We start from the raw sequence: 22,000 nt of genomic DNA on the forward strand, positions 1-22,000 counted from the left end.
AAGTCCGCTAGTTTAAAAAATAAAACATAACAAATTTATTATAGCATAAAAGGTCTATCTGTAAAATATAAAATTTATCTTTAGATAATAAAACATAAATATAGAGAAGTTTAATAAAATATTATATATATAAATAAAAATTATAGTATAATTAAAGGGTGGATAAATTTTATGGGAAAAGGAAGATATTAAAATGAAAATGGGGATATTAGATATTTGTAACAATGTTATGGATAAGTACAAAGAAATACGTGATGAATTAAGATTTGATGGAGAATATATAAATCATTTTGCATCATTAATCTTTGGTGGAGTAGATAAAAAACCTGATATAGATAAAATTAAAAAAATAAGAAAAGAGATTAAAAAAGAGACAAGCCAGTTATCAAGCTTTAGAGGAGATATATTATATATATTATCAATTCTTATAAGTAAAGAAGATAATTATAAGGTTTTTTCTGAAAACTTAATAAGAATAAATGAAGATATGCAGGATATGGGATTTAAAGAATCAGATTGTTTAGCCTTAGCATCATATGCTATTTGTAAGCATGGTGAAAAGGAAAATTATCCTAAAATATTTAATAATACAAAGCTTATATATGACTTGTTAAGAAAAGAATTTAAAGATATAACAGATGAAAATGATTACTTAATCTGTGCCCTTTTAGGAATAAAATGTGCAAAAGAAAATGAAGATATAAAAGAAACAGGTGAGTTTGTTGAATATATGTTTAATTATTTGCTAAACCTTAAAGAGTATTCAAGAAATCATCTTCAGCTTTTAGCTACAAGTGCTCTTTTGAATGAAAATATAAATGCACAGGTAAAAGTAAAAGAACTTATAAATTCCTTTAGAGAAAAAGATATGATAGTTGGAGAAGAATTTTTAGGAATTATTGGAATTGCTAATAAAGAAGAAAGTATATCTGATTATATTGAAAAAGTGAAAATAGCTATTGAATATCTTTATGAAGAAGATGGAACATATTCTTTTTATATGGATAAAACCTTTAGGGTAATGATTGGGATTATAATAGTGGAATACTATAATCTAAATAAAAATAAAAGTAACAATGAATATTTAGAAGAACTTTTAGCTTTTTCAATTGTTTCATTTTTAGGTAAAAAGAAACAAAGCATGTTAATAAGAAAAGAAGAAGAGAAAGTTTATATCTAAGCTTAAGGAGTAATATGGAAAAGGTTATTTTACATGTAGATATGGATGCTTTTTTTGCATCAGTAGAGCAAGTAGATAATAAAAGTTTAAGAGGGAAACCAGTAATTGTAGGTGGTGTTAGTGAGAGAGGTGTTGTTTCAACCTGCTCTTATGAAGCAAGAAAATATGGTGTTTCTTCAGCAATGCCAGCTTTTATAGCAAGGCAAAAATGTCCAAATGGAATATTTGTACCTGTGAGATATGGAAGGTATAAGGAAGTTTCAGAAAAGATTTTTAAGATTTTTAGAGAAGTAACTAATTTAATAGAACCTTTATCTATAGATGAGGCATATTTAGATGTAACAGAAACTTCTTTTAAAACAGGAATGGAAGCTGGATTATATATAAAGAGACGTGTATATAATGAACTTGGATTAACTTTATCAATAGGAATTTCATATAATAAATTTTTAGCAAAGCTTGCATCAGACTGGAATAAACCAAGCGGAATAAAAGAAATAAAAAAAGAAATGATTCCACAAATTTTATTCGATTTAAATATAAAAAGAATATATGGACTTGGGAAAAAATCTTGTGAAAAATTAAATAATATGGGAATATTTAAAATAAAAGATTTGTATGAAATGGAAAAAGAATTTTATGTAGACTATTTAGGAAAGCAAGGGTTAGAAATATATGATAGAATACGTGGCATTGATAAAAGAGAAGTAAAGGTAAGCCGTGATAGAAAATCTGTAGGGAAAGAAAGAACTCTAAAAAATAATACTAAAGATATTGAAGAACTTAAAACATATATTAGAAGCTTTTCAAAAGATATAAGTGAAATATTAAAATTGAAAAATAAAAAAGGAAGAACTATTACTTTAAAGTATAAAACAGGGGAATTTCAAAATCATACTAAAAGTAAAACTTTAGCTAAGTATATAAATGAAGAAAAGGAAATTTATGATATAGCATTAGAGCTACTTTTAGAAAAAGAAATAATGGAAGATTTAAGGCTTATAGGTCTTAGCATATCTTCATTTAATGAAGAAAAAGAAGTTCAAATGAAGCTTTTTTAAAACTAGATAAAAATTTATCTAGTTTTTTTCTTTTTCTAAGATAAAAGTATCCCTAAAACAAAGCATTAGAATATTAATATAATATAGAAAATTTTTAAGGAGGAAGGACTAAGAGTCTGAAAAAAAATATGAAAAATAAATTAAATTCTAATGAAATAATATTTTCTTTAAATTCAAATGAGAATGAGAGTGATAAGAATATTGATTTAATGGATATAGAAGAATTTAAAACTCCTTATAATAAAATAAAGCGAATTTTAAAAATAAAAAAAGAAAATTATAATCTTTATCTTGTTGATTCTTTTCTAAAGGAAAAAGTAGATATGTTAGTTTCTACTATAGAAAAAGAATATGAAAATTTAGAACCACCAAGTGATATTTGTTATGTGAGCATAGGAGGAAGAGAAAAGCCATTTCCAATTATGATAAGTAATGGAAGAGGAAATGGATTAAAAGAAGATATTAAAACATTAAAAGAAAGCTATAAAAATGCTATCTTAGACTTTAACAATGTAGAATATTCAGAAGAGAAAGATGGGCTTTTAGAAGACTTAAAAACTAATAGAAGCAAATATTTAAATCGATTAATTTCTTTAGCATCTGATGAAGGCTTTGAAATGAAGGCAACAGGAGAGGGATTTGTATTTATTCCTTTATCAGAAGGGAAAGAGATGGATGAAGAAACTTATGATAATTTAGAAGAAGAAGTAAAGGAAGAATTAGGTGAAAAAGCAGATAAGTTAAAAGAGGAATCAGAGGGAATTTTAGAGGCTTTAAAGGAAATTGAAATAAAAGCCTTAGATAAGCTTAAAGATATTTTAGTAGAATATTTTGATTTTTCATTAAAAGATTTAAAAGAAGATTTATTGCTTGAGTATATCCTAGATGATGATGTTTATAATTATTTAGAAAAATTTTACAAGAAAATTGAAGATGCATTAATAAATATCTATACTGTGGATATTGAAGAAAATGAAAAGGATATAGATAAGATATTAGAAGAATATGAAATTGAAGTTATAGTAGACAATTCAGAATATAATCATCCACGAGTAATATTTGAGGAAGACCCAAGTATAGGAAAGCTTTTAGGAACTATAGAATATGAAAGTCAAAATGGAAATTATACAACAGATCTTTCTTTAATAAATGCAGGGTCACTTTTAGAAGCAAATGAAGGTTGTATTATAGTTAGAATGAAGGATATTATAGTAAATAATTCATATCATTATTTAAAGAAAGCACTTCTAAGTAAAAAAATTTCTTTTGATTCAAATAAAAACTATCTAGAGGTTTTATCAATTAATGGATTAAAATTAGAACCAACATTTATAAATGTAAAAGTTATAATTATAGGAGACTATGAAAGCTTTAATATTTTATATAATAATGATGAAGATTTTAAAATATTATTTCCAGTTAAGGTTGAATTTAAAGAAGATATAAATTTAAATTGTAGAGAAGAATTTATACAAAGCTATATAAAAGAAGTGGGAGTAAACAAGTGTGAATTAGGAATATCAAAAAGTGCTATAAAAGCTATAGCTAAGTATTTAGTTAGAAAGGCAGAGAAAAGAGATAAAATAAATTTAAATTTAAAAGAAATAGAAAATATATTAGTTTTAGCAGAGCAAGAAGCTGTAGAAGAATCAAAAGAGATTATTAGTAAAGAAGATATTAATAAGATTATATATGAAAAAGACACTATAGAAGAAGAGTATATAGGTATGTATAAAGAAAACAAGATGCTTATAAAGCTTAAAGATAGATTAGTTGGTAATATAAATGGACTTGCAGTATTAGATACAGGAACTCACACCTTTGGAAAACCTATGAGAATAACTTGTAATATATTTAAAGGCGAAGGAAGCATAGTCGATATTCATAAGGATGCAAAGTTAAGTGGAAGAATTCATGAAAAATCTATAAGTATCTTAAAGAGTCTTTTATGGAGTAAACTAAATAGAAAAGAAAAAATGCCGATAAACATGCATGTAAGCTTTGAACAAAGTTATGGATTAATAGAAGGTGATAGTGCATCTATAGCTGAAATGATAAGTATTTTATCTGCAATAACAGAAAAAGGAGTAAAACAAAATATTGCTGTAACAGGCTCTTTAAATCAATTTGGTGAAGTTCAACCAATTGGTGGAGTAAATGAAAAAATTGAAGGATTTTTTAGAGTATGTAAGGACTTAAACTCCTTAGAAGGTGCAGGAGTTATAATACCAGATATAAATAAAAATGAACTTGTACTAAAAGATGAAGTTGAAGCTGAAATAAAGAAAGATAACTTTTCAATATATGCAGTTAAAAATATAGAAGAAGCTATTGAAATTCTACTATTAGAAGAAGATGAAAATATAGAAGAATTTTATGAACTTTTAAATAAGAAAGTTGAAGAATATAGAAAATAATAAAAAGCAATTTATCTAGTTATTAAAATAGATAGATTGCTTTAAAATGTAAAAAAATAACAAATAACTTGACCTTAGATAAAAATATATGTTAAAATATGGAAGAAAAGAAGGGTTAGGGAGGTGACAGACTCTAAAAATAGAGTTTATAGATATGTATATTAAATTTAATAATTACGATAATATATTAGAAGCTTCTTTAATAGGGGAATTAGACCATCATAATGCAAAAGAAGCTAGAGTTAAAATTGATGATAGAATTGAAAAAGAAAGAGTAAAAAAATTAGTTCTTAACTTTAATTCAGTAACATTTATGGATAGTTCAGGAATTGGAGTAGTTGTTGGAAGACAGAAAAAAATTAAAAAAAATGGCGGAGAACTTTACATAGTAGGAGTTAATAGAAGTATTAGTAGAGTTTTTGAGTTATCTGGACTATTCAAAATAATGAAAAATTATGAAACAATAGAAGAGGCGCTAAAGTATATTTAAATTGGAGGGGTTTAGATTGTACGATAATAAAATAAGTATAGAATTTTTAAGTAAATCACAAAATGAAGCATTTGCAAGGGTATCAATTTCAGCTTTTGTAGCACAACTTGATCCAACTATCGAAGAGATTACTGATATAAAAACAGCAGTATCTGAGGCAGTAACAAATGCAATAATACATGGATATGAAAATAGAGAAGATGGTAGAGTTAGAATTGATGCAGCACTTATAGAAAATGAAATAGAAATAATAATAAGTGACTTTGGTGTAGGAATAGAAAATATTGAAGAGGCAAGGGAAGCCTTATATACTTCAAGACCAGATTTAGAGCGTTCAGGAATGGGATTTACAGTTATGGAAAGCTTTATGGATTCTTTAGAGGTATACAGTGAAAAAAATAAAGGGACTAGGGTGGTTATAAGAAAAAAAATAGATGTAATAGGTCAGGTATAAAAAATGAGTATTGAGAATTATAATAGAGAGGAATATGATTACAATAATAATTCTAAATTATTGCCCTTAGCTAAAGCTGGTGATGAAAAAGCATTAGAAAAATTAATTGAAATGAATTTACCCCTAGTATCCTCAATTAGTAAGAAATTTTTAAATAGGGGATATGAATATGAAGATATTTATCAAATAGGTTCTATTGGACTTGTTAAAGCTATTAAAAACTTTGATGATTCTTTTAAGGTTAAGTTTTCAACTTATGCAGTACCTATGATAATAGGGGAAATAAAAAGATTTTTAAGAGATGATGGAATCATAAAGGTAAGTAGAAATGTAAAAACCTTAGGACGAAAAATTCATTACTATAAAGAAGAACTTGTGAAAGAGCTTCATAGAGAGCCGACTATTGATGAAATAGCAAAGCATTCAGATATACCAAAGGAAGAAATTCTAATGGCAATGGAGGCTTCAACAAGTCTACAATATCTATATGATACAATCCATCAAGATGATGGTTCACCAGTATTACTTATTGATAAATTAAGTGAAAAAGGTGAAGAGGATGCAAATTTTATAGATAGACTTGCATTAAAAGAAGCCATTCATTCTTTAGATAATAAATCGAGACAAATAATAATGCTTAGGTATTTTAAAGATAAAACACAGGTTCAAGTAGCTAAGTTGCTTGGAATAAGCCAAGTTCAGGTATCTAGGATTGAAAAAAAAGTATTAAAAAAAATGAAAGAAAAGTTAGAAGAGTAGCTTAAAATTTTAGGCTACTTTTTTTTATGTCTAGGAAAGTCTAAAATTTTATCTTCTATAAAAGCCTAGAGTTAGTGATTTTATTAAGATTTTTAAAATTTAAAAAAGCGATTTGTTTCGTGGAGTCTCTAGCCTCACTTTTTTCAGGTTTAATAATAAAAATAGGCTAACTTTGAAATAATAGAAATATAAAGGAAGTGTTAAAAATGAGGTTTAATAAAAAAGAAAAGAAAATAAGAAAAAAATTTAAAGTTCTAGCAAAGGAAAGTAAACCAGAATCTAAACTTTTAAGAAATTCAGTAAGAGCATTTTTTATTGGTGGTTTAATTTGCTTAATAGGTGAAATAATTGGAGACATAGTAATTTTAGTAGGTGGAAAGGAAGTGAATAAAGGAACTATTGTATCAATAATAATGATATTTTTAGGAGCACTTTTAACAGGGCTTGGAATTTATGATAAGTTAGCAAGCTTTGCAGGTGCAGGAACAGTAGTACCTATAACAGGATTTGCAAATGCAGTTGTTGCACCAGCAATTGAATATAAAAAAGAAGGCTTCGTATTTGGTGTAGCTGCTAAAATTTTTACAATAGCAGGGCCAGTTCTTGTTTATGGAATAGGAATTTCAGTAGTTATAGGAATAATACATTATATAACATTAATTATATAGAAGGGAGAAGTTATGAGCAGAAAAATAGGAGAAAGAACAGTAATATTAGAAAATGAGCCTAGAATTATAAATGCCTTTGCAACAGTTGGGCCAAGGGAAGGCGATGGACCTCTTTCAAAATATTTTGACCATATATTAAAAGATGAAATGTATGGAATGGAAAGTTATGAAAAAGCAGAAAGTGAGATGTTATACAAAACAATAAAGGCTGTAATAAAAAGGGCAGACTTAAAAGAAGATGAAATAGATTATTTATTTTCAGGAGATTTATTAAATCAAATAATAGCATCTTCCTTTGCAGCACGAGAACTTCAAATACCCTTCTTTGGTCTTTATGGAGCTTGTTCCACTATGACAGAGGGATTAAGCCTTGGAAGTATCTTAATTGATAGTCATATAGGAGATTACATAGTTTGTAGCACATCATCCCATTTTTGCGCAGCAGAAAGACAGTTTAGATTTCCTTTGGAGTATGGGAGTCAAAGAAGTAGAACGTCTCAATGGACTGTAACAGGCGCTGGAGCAGTTGTTTTAGGAAAAGAAGGGGATTATCCTAAGATAACGGCTATAACTACAGGAGTGGTAAAGGATTATGGAATAAAAGATGCAAATAATATGGGGGCGGCTATGGCACCAGCTGCAGTAGATACCTTATATAATCATTTTAAAGATACTAAAAGAAATCCAGAATATTATGATGTAATAGTAACAGGAGATTTGGGAAAAGTTGGTAAAAAAATAGTAGAAGAATTACTTTTAGAGTATGGGTATGATATAAGAAAAAATTATAAAGATTGTGGCGAAATGATTTTTAGTGATGAATATCAAAAAACAGAATCAGGAGGAAGTGGCTGTGGTTGTTCAGCTGTTGTATTTTCAGGGTATTTTTATAAAAAGTTAAAGAAAAAAGAAATAAAAAAGATGCTAATGATTTCAACAGGGGCATTAATGAGTCCTACATCATCTCTTCAAGGAGAAAGCATACCAGGAATTGCACATGCAGTAAGTATAGAAAGGTAGTGAGAATATGGATTACATAAAAACATTTATAGTAGGAGGAGGAATATGTGTAATTGCACAAATTTTAATGGAAAAAACAAAATTAACTCCAGGAAGAATACTTGTTTTATTTGTTATAACAGGAGCTATTTTAGGTTTTTTTGGAGTTTATGATAAATTAATCGATTTTGCAGGAGCAGGAGCAACTATACCTCTTCCAGGCTTTGGGAATGTTCTGTCTAAGTCAGTTGTAGAAGAAGTAAATAAGGTAGGGCTTTTAGGGGCTTTTACAGGAGGAATGAAAGGTGGAGCAGGTGGAATAACAGCAGCTATTGTTTTTGGATACTTAATGGCAGTAATATTTAATCCTAAAAGTAAATAGTAAAACTTTCAAGAATTTGTAAAATGTATTATAATATATGAAAATGGGTAAAGACAATAGGGGGAGAAAGTTTGGTAAGACCACATAATAATACAGGAATAGACGTAGTAAAGGAATTTCAGTCATCAAAGGAAAAGGGACTGACATTTATAGAAAGTGAAAAACGAAAAAAGAGATATGGAAGCAATAATATAAGCTTTGAAAAAGAAAACTTTAGAATACTAAAAAAAATAATTAAAAAAGAAAATATATTTATATTAATAAACTTAATTATAGGGATAACTTTATTTTATTATAAATGGTATCTAGAAGGAATAATTGTAGAAATAGTATTTTTAGTGAATATAGGTATTGAGTTATTAGAAATATATAAATACAATAAAAGGCTTAAATATATAGAAAAAATCAATGAAGCAAAGGTTAGCATAATAAGGGATGGAAAAGAAGTAATAGTTCAAAGTAGAGAAATTGTTATTGGTGATATAGTAAATTTTAAAAAGGGCTCACTTATTCCAGCAGATATAAGAATATTAGAGTGTGAAAATCTTAAAGTGTCTGAAAAAAATGTTACTGGAGAAGAGTTTATAAAAGAAAAATTTGACTATAAGCTAGATTCTAATACATTAACAATTGGAGAAATTAGCAACATGCTTTTTAAAGGAAGTATTGTTAAGGAAGGCTTTGGAATTGGAATAGTAGTTAAAACTGGAGATAAAACTTATTTAGGAAGTATATTAAACTCTTTTTATCAGCAAAAAGAAGAAAAAAGCTTTGTAGATGAATATGGAGGTATAGTATCTAAGTGGAGTTTATTAGCTTTTAGTATAAATCTAATAGTTTATATGTTCTTAGGTGAAAAGGAAATATTTTTAGTAAATAATTTTTTAGTTGGAGGTCTTAGTACCTTAAGCTTTATATATTTAAAGCTAAGACTTTTTAAAAGTTTCTTTGAAAAGAAAAATATTAAAATAAATAATATTGATATAGTAAAAAAGATAAAAGATATAGAAATTATATTTTTAGAGAAAAATGGTGGAATAACTAAAGAAGAAGTAAAGATAAAAAAGATATTTACAAATTTTAAAGTGTTAAAAAAAGAAGAAGTTAATTATAAAGAGTGGAATTTAAAGAAAATTATTGATATAGGAGTAATAGCTAACAAAGGTTATATAAATGAAAAAGAAATAAAAGGAACTGCAATAGAAAAAGAATACTTACGATTTGCTAAAGGGTTTGGAGTAGAAAAAGAAAGCTTTAAAAATAGAGAAATTTTCAATTTGGAAATGGAATCAGATAAAAGATTTTTTAGTGTATTAAGTAAAGGGAAAAAAGGTTATAGATTAACTAGTCGTGGAAACACAGACCATATATTAGATAGATGTACTCATATTTTAATAGAAGGAACAGTAAAAGAGTTAAATAATGAAAACAAAGAAATGATAAAGAAATATAACTATAATTTCTTTACAGAAGGTTTAGTAACAGAAGGAATAGCTTACAGAACTTTTAATTATAAGCCAAGTGAAAGAGAGAATGTAGAAAGTAATTTGATTTTTGTTGGAATTGTAGGATTTTTAAATGAATTATATGAAGATAGCAAAGAAAGAATTGAATTTTTAAAGAGTAATAATATAGTACCAATTTTATTTACTGAAGATACTAAAATTTCATCAACATTTTCAGGTATTAAAACAGGAATTATAAAAAGCAAGGATGAAGTTATAACAGGAGCTGAAATAGAAAGTTTAGATGAAGAGGAATTTATAAAGGTCTTAAAAAAAATCAAGGTATTTTCAAGGATATCATTAGTAAGTAAAAGAAGAATAATAGAAATGTTTAAAAAGGAAAATTATAAGATTATAAGTATAGGAGAAACTATTGGAGATGCAGGTATATTAAAGCTTTCTGATATAGGAATAGCAAAATCAAATGAAATGAAGCTAATAGAAGAAATATCAGATATCTCTATAGAAGAAAATTACTTAGAAGGATTTATTTCTTTTATGAAAATATCAAAAGAAGAAAAAGAAAAATTAGATAAAGGATTAAAAGATATAATAAAATACAGTAGTATGATTTTAGTTTTTTTATCAATAGTAATATTTGTATTTAACTTAGAAATTCACATTCTACTTAAAATAGGTATACTCATTTTTATGTATATAGGAGAATATTTCAAATATAGATATTAATATAAATATTAATTTATAAAAAATGTTATTAAGATTTATAAATTGGTTAAACTCTAGGATAGAGAGGTGCCCAAAATGAATTTTAGTAAATTAGAAAAGGTTAGATATCCAATTATATATATGAGTATTGGATTTATAATAAGTAGTATATTTTTTACATACTATGATTATAATTTTGGGCTAGTGGCTTTATTCACTAGTCTTTTTTTTATAGTAGTTACGTGTAGGGAAGGAAGAGAGTTTTTATTAATTATAGTTTTAATATTTTTAATAGGGTTAATAGTGAATAAAAGCTTTTATGAATATACTCCTAAATTAGAAAATGTACGTATTATAAAAAATTATGGGAATTATGCAATTGGAGAAGAAAAGGGAAGAGAATTTGAAATCTATGGTGAATTATCAAAAATAATAGAAGGAAGTAAAGTGTCTTTAAAAGGTGATTTTAAAAGAAAAATAAATAAGGAAAGAGGAAGAATTGGAAGTGTAAATAGCAGGGAATATAAAATAATTGAAAAAAGCATATTTACAAAGCTTGCAAATTTAAAAAATGATTATAAAAATATATTGAAAGAAAATATAGGTGTGAAAAATAGTTCCTTAGTTTCATCAATTTTATTTGGAAGAGATGAAAATCTAGATAAATATGATGAAAAGGATATGAGAGAGCTTGGGATAATTCATGCAATTAGTGTATCAGGACTTCATATAGGTCTTATATTTATACTTATTCAAAGGGTGAGTAACAAAAAGATAAGCTTAATTTTTACTTTTTTATATGTTGTTTTAAGTGGACTAAGCTTCTCAAGTTTAAGAGCATTTATAGGAATATTTTTTCTGCAAATAAGTTTTTTCTTTAAACGAACTCCAATGCCTTTAAGTGGGCTATTTGTAAGTATGATAATATTATTTTTTTGGAAGCCTTATTTTATATTTAGTGTAGGATTTCAACTTTCTTATGGTGCAACTATAGGAATAATTTTATTTAATAGGAAAATAGAAGATTTGTTATATAAAGTAAAAAATCCTTATAGAAGTGTAATTAGCTTATCTCTTTCAGCACAAATTTTAACTTTCCCTTTATTAGTAATATATTTTAATACAGCATCAATTTCATTTATATTAGGGAACTTGATAATAGTACCAATAATAAATGTGATTTTAGTACTAGGGCTTATAGGATTTGCAACATATAAAATAAGCTTTATATTCGGCTTTATAGTTTTTCTGCTTGAATATATTGTAGATTTCTTTTTCTCTCTTTTGAGAGGAATAGACTCATTAGGTTTTAGAGAGGTTTATTTAGGGGAGCAGGTTGGATATTTTTATATTTTTACTGGCGGATGTTTTTATATGTATAAGAAAGGCTTAAATTATATAAAATATGCACCTATTATATATATGGGATTTTTATTTATATTAAATTATAGCATCTTTCCAACTATAGAATACAGAAGAGAAGGAGCTATAGTTATTTCTTATAAAGGAGAAAAAGCTATAATGACAAATAGTAAAAATATAGATTTAAAGGAAGTTAAAAAGAAAACTGATAGTAAGTTTATAAATGAAGAGATTATTATAGGTGAAAATATAAAAATAGAAAGCTTTGGAAAGGACTATCTTTTAAATGTAGATGATAAAAAATACTTATTAAAAATGACAAAAGAAGAACTAGACTTTTTAGATTATGATATAATAAACTTTAAAGAAGGAAGAGGAAAAAAGCTAAAACTTATAGATGATAAAGTTTTAATTATAGAATAAAAGGTGATTTAATTTGGTAAATTTAGATTTTATATTAAAAGAATTAAAAAGTGGAAAAGAAAAAAATTCATATATTTTATGTGGACCTGATGAAGAATTAATAAAAGAAGGTATAGATAAAATAACAAAAAGATATGTGCAAACAGAAGAAGACTTGAATTTTACAAAATTTGATGGAAATAAATGCGAATTTGATGAAGTTAAAAATGCTTGTGAAACATTTCCTTTTATGGCTGAAAAAAAGGTAGTTGTAATTTATAGATGCACATTTTTAAAAGAAAAAACAGACTCTAACAGAAAAAGTTTTTATAAAGAAATGAAAGAATATTTAAAAGATGTACCGAGTACAACTATACTTCTTATGTATTATGTATTCAATGATAAAAGAGAAACAGTAAAGAAAAATAAAAATATTATGGGGCTTGATAAAATTACAACTGTTGTTCAGGTTGATAAGCTTAAAAGAGATGGTTTTTACAAAAGATTACAGGGGCTTTTTAAAGAGTATGGTGGAGAAATAAGCACAATAAATTTAAAATATTATGCAGAGAAAATTCCAATGAATATGGAAATAGCCAAAAAAGAAGTTTGTAAAATTGTAGATTATACAAATGGAAGAGAAATAAAAAGAGAAGATATAGATAAAATGGTTCTTAATAATAATGATGATGATGTATTTGATTTAGTAGATTTTATAGGCCAAAAGAAAACAGAAAAGGCTATAAAAATAGTAAATGAACTTTTATTTAAAGCAGATCAACATATGTTAATATTAATATCAATTCAAAATCAAATAAAAAAATTATATGATTATAAGCTTCTTTTAAAAGAAGGAAAGTCTGTTGAAAATATACAGGCATTAAATAGAATGCCAATGTTTGTTGTGGAAAAGATGGTAAATCAAAGTAAAAAGTTTTCATTTAATCAATTAAAAGAAAGTATGAAGCTTTGTGTAGAAACGGAAAAAATATTAAAAAGTACAAGTAAAGATAAAAAAATGGAATTAGAGCTTTTAATTTTAAATATGGCTTTAATTAAAAAATAAAAAAAACCTGCAAAAAATTGCAGGTTTTCTTATGTAACAAGAATATTGTTAAAAGTAAATAACCGACCAAAGGTCGGTTTATATACTATGCCATAGCATTTAACTTTGCAGCTAATCTTGACTTCTTTCTAGCAGTCATGTTTTTGTGAAGAACTCCTTTAGAAGCAGCCATATCTAAAGATTTAGTAGCAGCTACAAATAAAGTTTTAGCTTCTTCAGCGTTATTAGCTTCAACAGCAGCTTCAAACTTCTTTATAGCAGTTTTTAAAGCTGATTTAACCATTCTATTTCTTAAAGTCTTAGTTTCAGTAACTTTAATTCTTTTCTTTGCTGATTTAATGTTTGCCATTCATTTCACCCCCTTGAGATTTTATAGGGCATCGACGAAATTACATAGAATTTCTATCGAGGTTATATTAACAAACCATATTATAGCATTGAAGTATTAGATATTCAAGTATTAAATTTAAAAGAATAGGAAAAATAAGAATAAATACGTTAAATGAAAGGTGGTAAAAGTATGTTGAATATAAGGACAGACTTAGCTTTAGAGGGAAATGAAAATTATAAAAAAATAAATAAAAAAGAAGTGGATGGTGTAATTTTAGAGGAAAAAGAGATAGAAAACATAAAAATTACAAGAATAAAAATACTAAATGAAGAAGGAAGTATAAAAATAGGAAAGCCTATAGGAACCTATATAACTTTAGAAATTTCAGAAAATACTATTTATGATGGAGAGCTTATAGAGAATGCGAGTATAATAACAGGAAAAATTTTAAGAAAGCTTATAGGTGAAGACGAAGAACATATAGCCTTAGTAGTAGGCCTTGGGAATTGGAAAATAACTCCGGATTCATTAGGGCCAAAGGTTACAGAAAAAATAATGGTAACAAGGCATTTAAAAAAATTAATGCCAGAAGAATTTGATGAAGAAATAAATTCAGTATGTGCAATAGCACCAGGTGTTCTTGGTCTTACAGGAATAGAAAGTGTTGAGATAATAAAGGGGCTTGTGCAAAAGATAAAACCAACAGTAGTAATATGTGTAGATTCTTTAGCATCAAGAAAGATTGAAAGGATAAATAGAACGATTCAAATAAGTGATACAGGGATTTCGCCAGGGGCTGGAGTAAATAATAAAAGAATGAGAATAGATGAAGAAAGCCTTGGAGTAAAAGTTATTTCTATAGGAGTGCCAACTGTAGTAGATGCAGCCACTATTGTAAATGATAGTATGGACTTGATTATAGAAGAGCTTTCAAATGTTTCAGAAAGAGATAGTGATTTTTTTAATATGCTTTCATCAATAGATAAAGAAGAAAAAAGTAATCTTATAAAATCATTACTAAACCCTTACTTAGGAGAGCTTATAGTAACACCAAAAGAAGTAGATTTAGTTATAGATGGATTCTCAAAGGTAATATCAAAGGCTATAAATATAGGAATCCAACCTAATTTAGATTTAGAAGAAATAAAAAGGTTTATAAATTAAGATAAAAAGTATAATAATTATGTTAATCCTCTCATATATTTAAAAAGAGAACTAGGAGGGGATTAAAATGAACACAGAAACTGTAGGAGTAAAAAGAGATAATAAAAGAAAATTAAATATTGATTTTAGTCTTTTAGGTTTGTTAGTTATTATTATAATATTTTTTGGAAGATGCTTTAATATAATGACTAATAGCTTTGATAGGGGCGCACATCCTTATGTCCAAATGCTTAACTTTGGTTTGCCAGTGGTGGAAGATTTAGTATATGATGAGGATGATTTTGCAGAAAGTACTATGTCACTAGGTGCAGTAGCACTAGAAGCTATAGGAATAAGTGATGTAGGACCACATACAATAATGACTTCAGAGCTTCCGTATGTAAAGATGAATATGTTAGCAGATGGGAAAATAGAAGGATATGAAGATTTTAAGCTAGGAGATGATGCAGTAGCCAAGTATACAGAAGAAGAGTTTAAAGCTTATGATAAAGAGCTTAAAGAAGCATTGAAAGGAAAGAAGACTAAAATACTTATGGTAAACACTCATGGAACAGAAAATTATTCTGAATCAAAAGGATTTACTACAAATGAAAATCATAGTGTAAAAGGTGTAGCTGAAGTTATCAAAAAAGATTTAAAGGAAAAGTATGGAATAGAAATTGTTTATGATAAAACAGTACATGATGTATCTTACGATGATGCATATCTAAGAACACAAGAAACTTATAAAAAATATATTGATAAGTATGGAAATAACTTTGACTTAATAATAGATATTCATAGAGATGGAGTAAAAGGAACTAATAAAGCACCTTTTTATACAAAGGTAAATGGTGAGGGAGCAGCTAAAATAATGTTTGTAAACAGTGGAACCTCACCATATTTTAAAGAAAATGATAAAGTTGCAAGAGAATTTATAAAAATAACTGATGAACTGTATCCAACATTAAACAGAAAAAAAGAACCATTAACTTATTATCCAGGAAAGCATGGTTTAGCACAGCAAATAGGGAAAAATTCAATTTTAATTGAAGTTGGTGCAAATACAAATACCTCAAAAGAAGCTCAAAAGACAGGAGAGTGTATAGCAAGAGTTATAGCAGAGTATGTAAAAAATAAAAAATAAAATGAATTAAAATATGTGAATATGTCAATTCTTTTAAATAAGAGAATTTAGGAGGATTGACATATGAAAAAATATAAAAATTTAATCTTAAGTATTTATATAGGATTAGTAATTTGTGTAGGAGTTATAGGCTTAGTAGCTATAAATATAAAAAATACAAAAACATTGTCTCCAGTTGGAGTATCGGTAGAAGATAATTTTGAAATGGTAAGTGAAGAGTTTGGAAAAGAATTTGAAAAATTTATTCAAGATAAAGCAGCGGTGAAAATTTATAAAGAAGATGATGGAACTTTAATAAAAGTAAATGACGTAAACTTTAAAATAAAAAATGAGTCAGAAATGTTAAATGAGATAAAAGAAAAAGGTTTAGAAATAATTAACGGAATAAGTGAATTTTTTTAGAGAAAAAGCGAAAAATATAAAGAGCAGTTTAAGTTTAATATAAAATACTCACACTTTTTTAAAAAATTATGTTATAATTTAGCTTGATTTTAGAAAAAACGGGGGTGGAAAGAACTGCTTAGTACATAAAGAAGGGCAGTTTTAATATATATGAAAAATGATAGACAAAAATTTATAAGAAATTTTTCGATTGTAGCACATATAGATCATGGTAAATCAACCCTAGCTGATAGGCTATTAGAGATAACGGGAACTCTAACAAAAAGAGAAATGGAAGAACAAGTTTTAGATAATATGGAGATTGAAAGAGAGAGAGGAATAACAATAAAGTCACAAGCGGCTAGACTTATATATAGACGTGAAAATGGTGAAGAATATATTCTAAATCTTATAGATACTCCAGGGCATGTAGACTTTACATATGAAGTTTCAAGAAGCTTAGCTGCCTGTGAAGGAGCAGTTTTAGTAGTTGATGCAACACAAGGAATACAAGCACAAACTTTAGCAAACTGTTATTTAGCATTAGACAATGATTTAGAAATAACACCAGTTATAAATAAAGTGGATTTACCATCTTCAAGAGCAGAAGAGGTAAAAGAAGAAATTGAAGATGTAATAGGAATTATAGCAGAAGATGCACCTATGATATCTGCAAAAACTGGATTAAATGTAGAGCAAGTTTTAGAAGCTGTAATACGTGATATACCAGCACCAACTGGTGATGAAGAAGCACCGCTTAAAGCTTTAGTATTTGATTCATACTATGATACATACAAAGGTGTTGTTTCATATGTAAGAGTTAAAGACGGAGTTGTAAAGCAAGGAACAAAAATAAAGTTTATGTCAAACGGTAAAGTTTATGATGTAACAGAAGTTGGTGTGTTTACTCCAGGATTATTCCCAACAACTGAATTAAGAGCAGGTGATGTTGGATATATAACAGCATCTGTTAAAAATGTAAAAGATGCAAGGGTTGGAGATACTATAACTGAAAAAGGAAGAGAAACAGAAGAAGCACTTCCAGGATATAAGCCAGCTATACCAATGGTGTATTCAGGAATATATCCAGTTGATGGAGCAAAGTATGAAGAGCTTAAAGAAGCATTAGAAAAGCTTCAGATAAATGATGCTGCATTAAACTTTGAACCAGAAACATCAGTTGCATTAGGGTTTGGATTTAGATGTGGATTCTTAGGACTTTTACACATGGAAATTATTCAAGAAAGAGTTGAAAGAGAATTCAATCTTGATATAATTACAACAGCACCATCAGTTATATACAAAATTAAAAAGACTAATGGAGAAGAACTTGATATTACAAATCCAACAAATCTTCCACCTATGACAGAAATTGAATATATGGAGGAGCCAATAGTAAAAGCAGCTATAATAACACCAACAGAATATGTAGGGTCTGTCATGGAGTTCTGTCAAGAAAGAAGAGGAACTTATATAGATATGACATATATGGAGGAAACAAGAGCTGTAATAAATTATGAAATACCATTAAATGAAATAGTTTATGATTTCTTCGATACTTTAAAATCAAAAACTAGAGGATATGCTTCATTAGATTATGAATTTAAAGGTTATGTAAGAGCAAAACTTGTTAAACTTGATATATTATTAAATGGAGATGTAGTAGATGCACTTTCTATGATAGTTCCAGAAGAAAGAAGTTACCATAAAGGTCGTGGAATCGCTGAAAAGCTTAAAGAAATAATTCCAAGACAAATGTTTGAAGTTCCAATACAAGCAGCAGTAGGTTCAAAAATTATTGCAAGAGAAACGGTAAAAGCAATGAGAAAAGACGTACTTGCTAAATGTTATGGTGGAGATATTTCAAGAAAAAGAAAACTTTTAGAAAAGCAAAAAGAAGGAAAGAAGAGAATGAGACAGGTAGGTACAGTAGAAGTACCTCAAGAAGCATTCATGTCAATTTTAAAAGTAGATTAATATATTTTAAGAAAGTCTTTAAAAGACTTTCTTATTTTTTATAGAAATATTAAAAAAAACAAAAATGTTACAAATATTGTAGGAAAGTATGTTAAAATAAAAAAGTAGTATAAGCACGAAAGAGAGGATATTTTATGTTTTTAAAAGAATTTAATAGTGATGAAAAGAGAGCTTTTGCAAATTTAATTTATAGTTTAGCAAAAATTGATAAGGTTATAGCAAGAAATGAAAAAAAGTTAATTAGAGAGTATTTAAAAGAACTAGAAGTGAAAGAAGAGAATATAAATAAAATGTCATATACAGAAATGATGTTTGTTCTTAAAAAATCAACTGATAGAATAAAGAAAATTACTTATTTTGAACTTTTAGGTCTAGCACTTGTAGATGGTAATTATGAAGAAAAAGAAATTGATTACTTAGATAAAATTGCAGAAGAGTTAAATATAACTAGAGACAAGAAAATAGCATTTGCAAATTTCTTCTATAAATTTAAAAATAAACATAACGTTCCAATCATAAAAACAGAAGGAAAAGAAATAAATTTAGAACAAGAAGTTGAAAAATTATTTTAATATATAAAAAGGCGAATAGAGTTTCTATTTGCCTTTTTTTTATATAAGAAAGTATAAATTATATTTATTGAGGATACAATTTTAGAAAAGAGGCGATAATATGAAAAAAGAAAAATTATTATATATACATATTCCATTTTGCAAACAAAAGTGTTTTTATTGCGATTTTCCATCATTTTCACATATTGACCATTTAAGAAAAGAATATTTAGAAATGTTAAAAAAAGAAAGTGAAATAAGATGTGATGGTGAATATAAATCTTTATTTATAGGTGGTGGAACTCCTAGTTATTTAAATGTTGAAGAGTTAGATATTTTAGGAGGAATTTTAAAGAAGATTAAATTTAGTAAAGATGCAGAAAAAACAATGGAATGTAATCCAGGAACTATTGATAAAGAAAAGCTAGAAAAAATAAAAGAGATTGGAATAAATAGGATAAGCTTTGGTTTACAAACAACAAATAATAGCTTATTAAAAGAAATAGGTCGTATTCATACAATAGAAGAGTTCAAAGAAAACTTCAATTTAGCTAGAGAAGTTGGATTTGAAAATATAAATATAGATTTAATGTTTGGACTTCCAAATCAAAAGGTTAATGATGTTTGTGAAACTTTAAAAGAAATTATAAGCTTAAATCCAGAGCACATATCTTTTTATAGTTTAATAATAGAAGAAGATACTGCATTTTATAAAATGTATGATAAAGGAGTGTTAAACTTACCTAGTGAAGAAGAAGAAAGAGAAATGTACTCTAAAGGGAAAAAACTTCTAGAAGAGAATGGGTACAATCAATATGAATTTTCTAACTACAGTAAAGAAGGATTCAGGTGTTTTCATAATGTAGGTTATTGGAAACTAAAAGAGTATCTTGGGATAGGTTCTTCAGCAAGTTCATTTTTAGAGGATAAAAGAATAAAAAATAAGTCTAATGTGAAAGAGTATATAGAGAATATGAAGAATAGAGGAGATGCTATAGAAGAAATAATAGAAAATGAGAAAAAAGAAAATATTGAAGAATATGTATTTTTAGGATTAAGAATGCTAGAGGGAATAGATAAAGAGGAATTTAAAGAAAAGTTTGGTATTGATATAAAAGATGTTTATAAAGAAGAAATAATTTCTAACATAAAAAAAGAATTACTGAGAGAAACTAAGGACAAGATATTTCTAACAGAAGAAGGAGTAGAGGTATCAAATTATGTATTAAGTGATTTTATAAAATAGAGAAAAAGTTAGTAAAAGATAGAAAATAAGAGATAATTTAAATTAATGAATATTAAAGGGCATAAAAGAAAGTTAAAAGTATTGACAAAAAACTCAAACAGGAATATATTTTAAATATAGTCATTAGCACTCGAAGTTAATGAGTGCTAACAAAAGAGGTGATGTTATGATTATTGATGATAGGAAGATAAAAATATTAGAAGCTATTATCAGTGATTACATTAATACAGGAGAACCTGTTGGCTCAAGAACAATCGCTAAAAAATACGACTTAGGAGTTGGTCCTGCTACAATTAGAAATGAAATGTCTGATTTAGAAGAAATGGGATTATTAGAACAGCCACATACTTCAGCAGGGAGGATACCTTCTAGCAAAGGATACAGAATGTATGTAGATAGCTTGATGGGTAACTCAATTTTAAGTAAGGAAGAAGAACTTAGAATAAAGGAGTATGTAATTGATTCGGCAATGCTAGAGGTTAGTAAAGTAGTTAAAAATGCAAGCGCGTTGCTTTCAGAATTAACGAATTTAACATGTGTTGTAAAAACTCCATCAATGAATATGAGTAGAGTAAAATCTATAAAATTAATGAGTGTTGATGAAGAAAATTTACTTTTTGTAGTCATTACTAATAGTGAAATAATAAAAAATCATTTGATTAAGGTTAATAAAATGCCAACAAATGGTGATATAGAAGTTTTTACAAGACTTTTAAATGAAAGGCTTAGAGGACTTACTATTGAAGAAATAAACTTAGAGGTAATAAATAATTTGAAGAATGATCTAAAAGAACATGAAGAATTATTTAATGCAATATTACAAGCGTTATATGCTTGCCTGAAAGAAGAGTCAAAAGAAGTATTCATGGAAGGAACAACTAATTTGTTTAATTATCCTGAGTACAATGATATTCAAAAGGTTAAAGAAATAATATCACTTCTTCATGATGAAGAATGTGTTCTTGAACTTATTGAACCGCAAAGCGATATAACTATAAAAATTGGTGAAGAGAATTTTATTCCAGAAGCTAAGGAATGTAGTATTATATCAGCTGAGTATTCATTTGGGGATGGAGCAAAAGGAACTATAGGTCTTATAGGTCCGAGAAGAATTAACTATTCAAAAGTTGTTGCCATTATGGCACAAGTTATGAAAGAGTTAAATAAAACATTGCGAGGACATTTAGATAAATAGAAAAAGAGGTGTTAGTACGTAAATGAGTAAAGAAAAAGATAAGTTAGAGAAAGATTCAGTAGAAGAAATCAATGAAGAAGTAGTTGAAGAAGAAGTTTCTTCAGAGGCTTCAGAAGAAAGTGAAAGTGATGAACTTTCTTTAGTAAAAAAATATAAAGAAGAAAATGAAAAGTTATCTAATGAATTAGAAACTTTAAAAGAACGTCTTTTAAGAATAACTGCTGAATATGAAAATTACAGAAAAAGAACAGCAAAAGAAAAAGAAGGAATATATGCAGATGCATATGTAGATGTCTTAAAGGAAATAGTGCCTAGCATAGATAATATTGAAAGAGCACTAGCATCAGAAGGTGATTTAGAAGCATTAAAGCAAGGTGTTGAAATGACATTAAAAGGATTTACTACATCTTTAGAAAAATTAGGTGTAACAGAAATTGATACAGCTAATGGCTTTGATCCAAACTTTCATAATGCAATAATGCATGTAGAAGATCCAGAATTTGGACCTAATGCAGTTGCAGAGGTGTTTATGAAGGGTTACCAAAAAGGTGATAAAATAATAAGACATTCAATGGTAAAAACAGCAAACTAAAATAAATTTAAAAAGAATATACAAAA

The 22,000-nt window shown here is 27.0% G+C and carries 21 protein-coding genes; 20 read left to right on the plus strand and 1 reads right to left on the minus strand.

Annotated elements, in window-relative coordinates:
• Nucleotides 1-193: 193 nt before the first annotated feature.
• The 12 genes from ACRC28_RS01980 to holA all read left to right on the plus strand — a co-directional run bounded on the left by ACRC28_RS01980 (nt 194) and on the right by holA (nt 13,411).
• Entirely contained in the window at nt 194-1,180 is a 987-nt protein-coding gene (locus ACRC28_RS01980; protein WP_438541779.1) for a DUF4003 family protein, read from the plus strand.
• A 14-nt stretch (nt 1,181-1,194) separates the two neighbouring features.
• A complete protein-coding gene (locus tag ACRC28_RS01985; RefSeq protein WP_438541780.1) occupies nt 1,195-2,241 on the plus strand; it encodes a DNA polymerase IV in 1,047 nt (348 codons plus the stop codon).
• 128 nt (nt 2,242-2,369) lie between these two features.
• Nucleotides 2,370-4,658, plus strand: a complete 2,289-nt coding sequence (locus ACRC28_RS01990; RefSeq protein ID WP_438541781.1) for an AAA family ATPase — start codon at nt 2,370-2,372, stop codon at nt 4,656-4,658.
• Nucleotides 4,659-4,812: 154 nt separating this feature from the next.
• Nucleotides 4,813-5,148 carry an anti-sigma F factor antagonist gene (gene spoIIAA / locus ACRC28_RS01995; RefSeq protein WP_438541782.1) on the plus strand — a complete coding sequence of 112 codons (336 nt, stop codon included), beginning with the start codon at nt 4,813-4,815 and terminating at the stop codon, nt 5,146-5,148.
• Between the two features lie 16 nt (nt 5,149-5,164).
• On the plus strand, nt 5,165-5,602 hold the full coding sequence (spoIIAB, locus tag ACRC28_RS02000; RefSeq protein ID WP_438541783.1) for an anti-sigma F factor: 438 nt from the start codon (nt 5,165-5,167) through the stop codon (nt 5,600-5,602).
• Between the two features lie 3 nt (nt 5,603-5,605).
• Nucleotides 5,606-6,361 (plus strand): RNA polymerase sporulation sigma factor SigF, encoded by a 756-nt coding sequence (gene sigF / locus ACRC28_RS02005; RefSeq protein WP_438541784.1) that lies wholly within the window; start codon nt 5,606-5,608, stop codon nt 6,359-6,361.
• Nucleotides 6,362-6,567: 206 nt separating this feature from the next.
• The gene (spoVAC, locus tag ACRC28_RS02010; protein ID WP_438541785.1) at nt 6,568-7,029 is read left to right on the plus strand and encodes a stage V sporulation protein AC; all 462 of its coding nucleotides are present in this window, start codon (nt 6,568-6,570) and stop codon (nt 7,027-7,029) included.
• A gap of 12 nt (nt 7,030-7,041) precedes the next feature.
• On the plus strand, nt 7,042-8,049 hold the full coding sequence (gene spoVAD, locus ACRC28_RS02015) for a stage V sporulation protein AD (protein WP_438541786.1): 1,008 nt from the start codon (nt 7,042-7,044) through the stop codon (nt 8,047-8,049).
• A 7-nt stretch (nt 8,050-8,056) separates the two neighbouring features.
• Nucleotides 8,057-8,410, plus strand: coding sequence for a stage V sporulation protein AE (gene spoVAE / locus ACRC28_RS02020; RefSeq protein ID WP_438541787.1), 354 nt, complete (start codon nt 8,057-8,059; stop codon nt 8,408-8,410).
• Between the two features lie 71 nt (nt 8,411-8,481).
• Entirely contained in the window at nt 8,482-10,602 is a 2,121-nt protein-coding gene (locus ACRC28_RS02025; protein ID WP_438541788.1) for a P-type ATPase, read from the plus strand.
• Nucleotides 10,603-10,677: 75 nt separating this feature from the next.
• Complete coding sequence (locus tag ACRC28_RS02030; RefSeq protein WP_438541789.1) at nt 10,678-12,366, plus strand: ComEC/Rec2 family competence protein; 1,689 nt, start codon at nt 10,678-10,680, stop codon at nt 12,364-12,366.
• A gap of 13 nt (nt 12,367-12,379) precedes the next feature.
• Nucleotides 12,380-13,411 (plus strand): DNA polymerase III subunit delta, encoded by a 1,032-nt coding sequence (gene holA / locus ACRC28_RS02035; protein WP_438541790.1) that lies wholly within the window; start codon nt 12,380-12,382, stop codon nt 13,409-13,411.
• Between the two features lie 85 nt (nt 13,412-13,496).
• On the opposite strand, the gene rpsT is transcribed toward holA, so the two are convergent.
• Nucleotides 13,497-13,760: a 30S ribosomal protein S20 gene (gene rpsT / locus ACRC28_RS02040; RefSeq protein ID WP_438541791.1), complete on the minus strand. Its 264-nt coding sequence runs from the start codon at nt 13,758-13,760 to the stop codon at nt 13,497-13,499.
• Nucleotides 13,761-13,931: 171 nt separating this feature from the next.
• Between rpsT and gpr the strand changes: the two genes are divergently transcribed.
• The 8 genes from gpr to grpE all read left to right on the plus strand — a co-directional run bounded on the left by gpr (nt 13,932) and on the right by grpE (nt 21,974).
• Complete coding sequence (gene gpr / locus ACRC28_RS02045) at nt 13,932-14,906, plus strand: GPR endopeptidase (RefSeq protein ID WP_438541792.1); 975 nt, start codon at nt 13,932-13,934, stop codon at nt 14,904-14,906.
• A gap of 67 nt (nt 14,907-14,973) precedes the next feature.
• Nucleotides 14,974-16,032 (plus strand): stage II sporulation protein P, encoded by a 1,059-nt coding sequence (gene spoIIP, locus ACRC28_RS02050; protein WP_438541793.1) that lies wholly within the window; start codon nt 14,974-14,976, stop codon nt 16,030-16,032.
• Nucleotides 16,033-16,095: 63 nt separating this feature from the next.
• A complete protein-coding gene (locus ACRC28_RS02055) occupies nt 16,096-16,434 on the plus strand; it encodes a hypothetical protein (RefSeq protein WP_438541794.1) in 339 nt (112 codons plus the stop codon).
• A gap of 150 nt (nt 16,435-16,584) precedes the next feature.
• A complete protein-coding gene (gene lepA / locus ACRC28_RS02060) occupies nt 16,585-18,390 on the plus strand; it encodes a translation elongation factor 4 (RefSeq protein WP_438541795.1) in 1,806 nt (601 codons plus the stop codon).
• Nucleotides 18,391-18,524: 134 nt separating this feature from the next.
• Nucleotides 18,525-18,962, plus strand: coding sequence for a hypothetical protein (locus ACRC28_RS02065; protein WP_438541796.1), 438 nt, complete (start codon nt 18,525-18,527; stop codon nt 18,960-18,962).
• 100 nt (nt 18,963-19,062) lie between these two features.
• Nucleotides 19,063-20,187: a radical SAM family heme chaperone HemW gene (gene hemW, locus ACRC28_RS02070; protein WP_438541797.1), complete on the plus strand. Its 1,125-nt coding sequence runs from the start codon at nt 19,063-19,065 to the stop codon at nt 20,185-20,187.
• A gap of 166 nt (nt 20,188-20,353) precedes the next feature.
• Nucleotides 20,354-21,382: a heat-inducible transcriptional repressor HrcA gene (gene hrcA / locus ACRC28_RS02075; RefSeq protein ID WP_438541798.1), complete on the plus strand. Its 1,029-nt coding sequence runs from the start codon at nt 20,354-20,356 to the stop codon at nt 21,380-21,382.
• A 22-nt stretch (nt 21,383-21,404) separates the two neighbouring features.
• The gene (gene grpE / locus ACRC28_RS02080; protein ID WP_438541799.1) at nt 21,405-21,974 is read left to right on the plus strand and encodes a nucleotide exchange factor GrpE; all 570 of its coding nucleotides are present in this window, start codon (nt 21,405-21,407) and stop codon (nt 21,972-21,974) included.
• Nucleotides 21,975-22,000 lie beyond the last annotated feature (26 nt).

Source organism: Clostridium sp. (assembly GCF_051650885.1).
In the GTDB taxonomy this organism is placed as follows: Bacteria; Bacillota; Clostridia; order Clostridiales; family Clostridiaceae; genus Clostridium.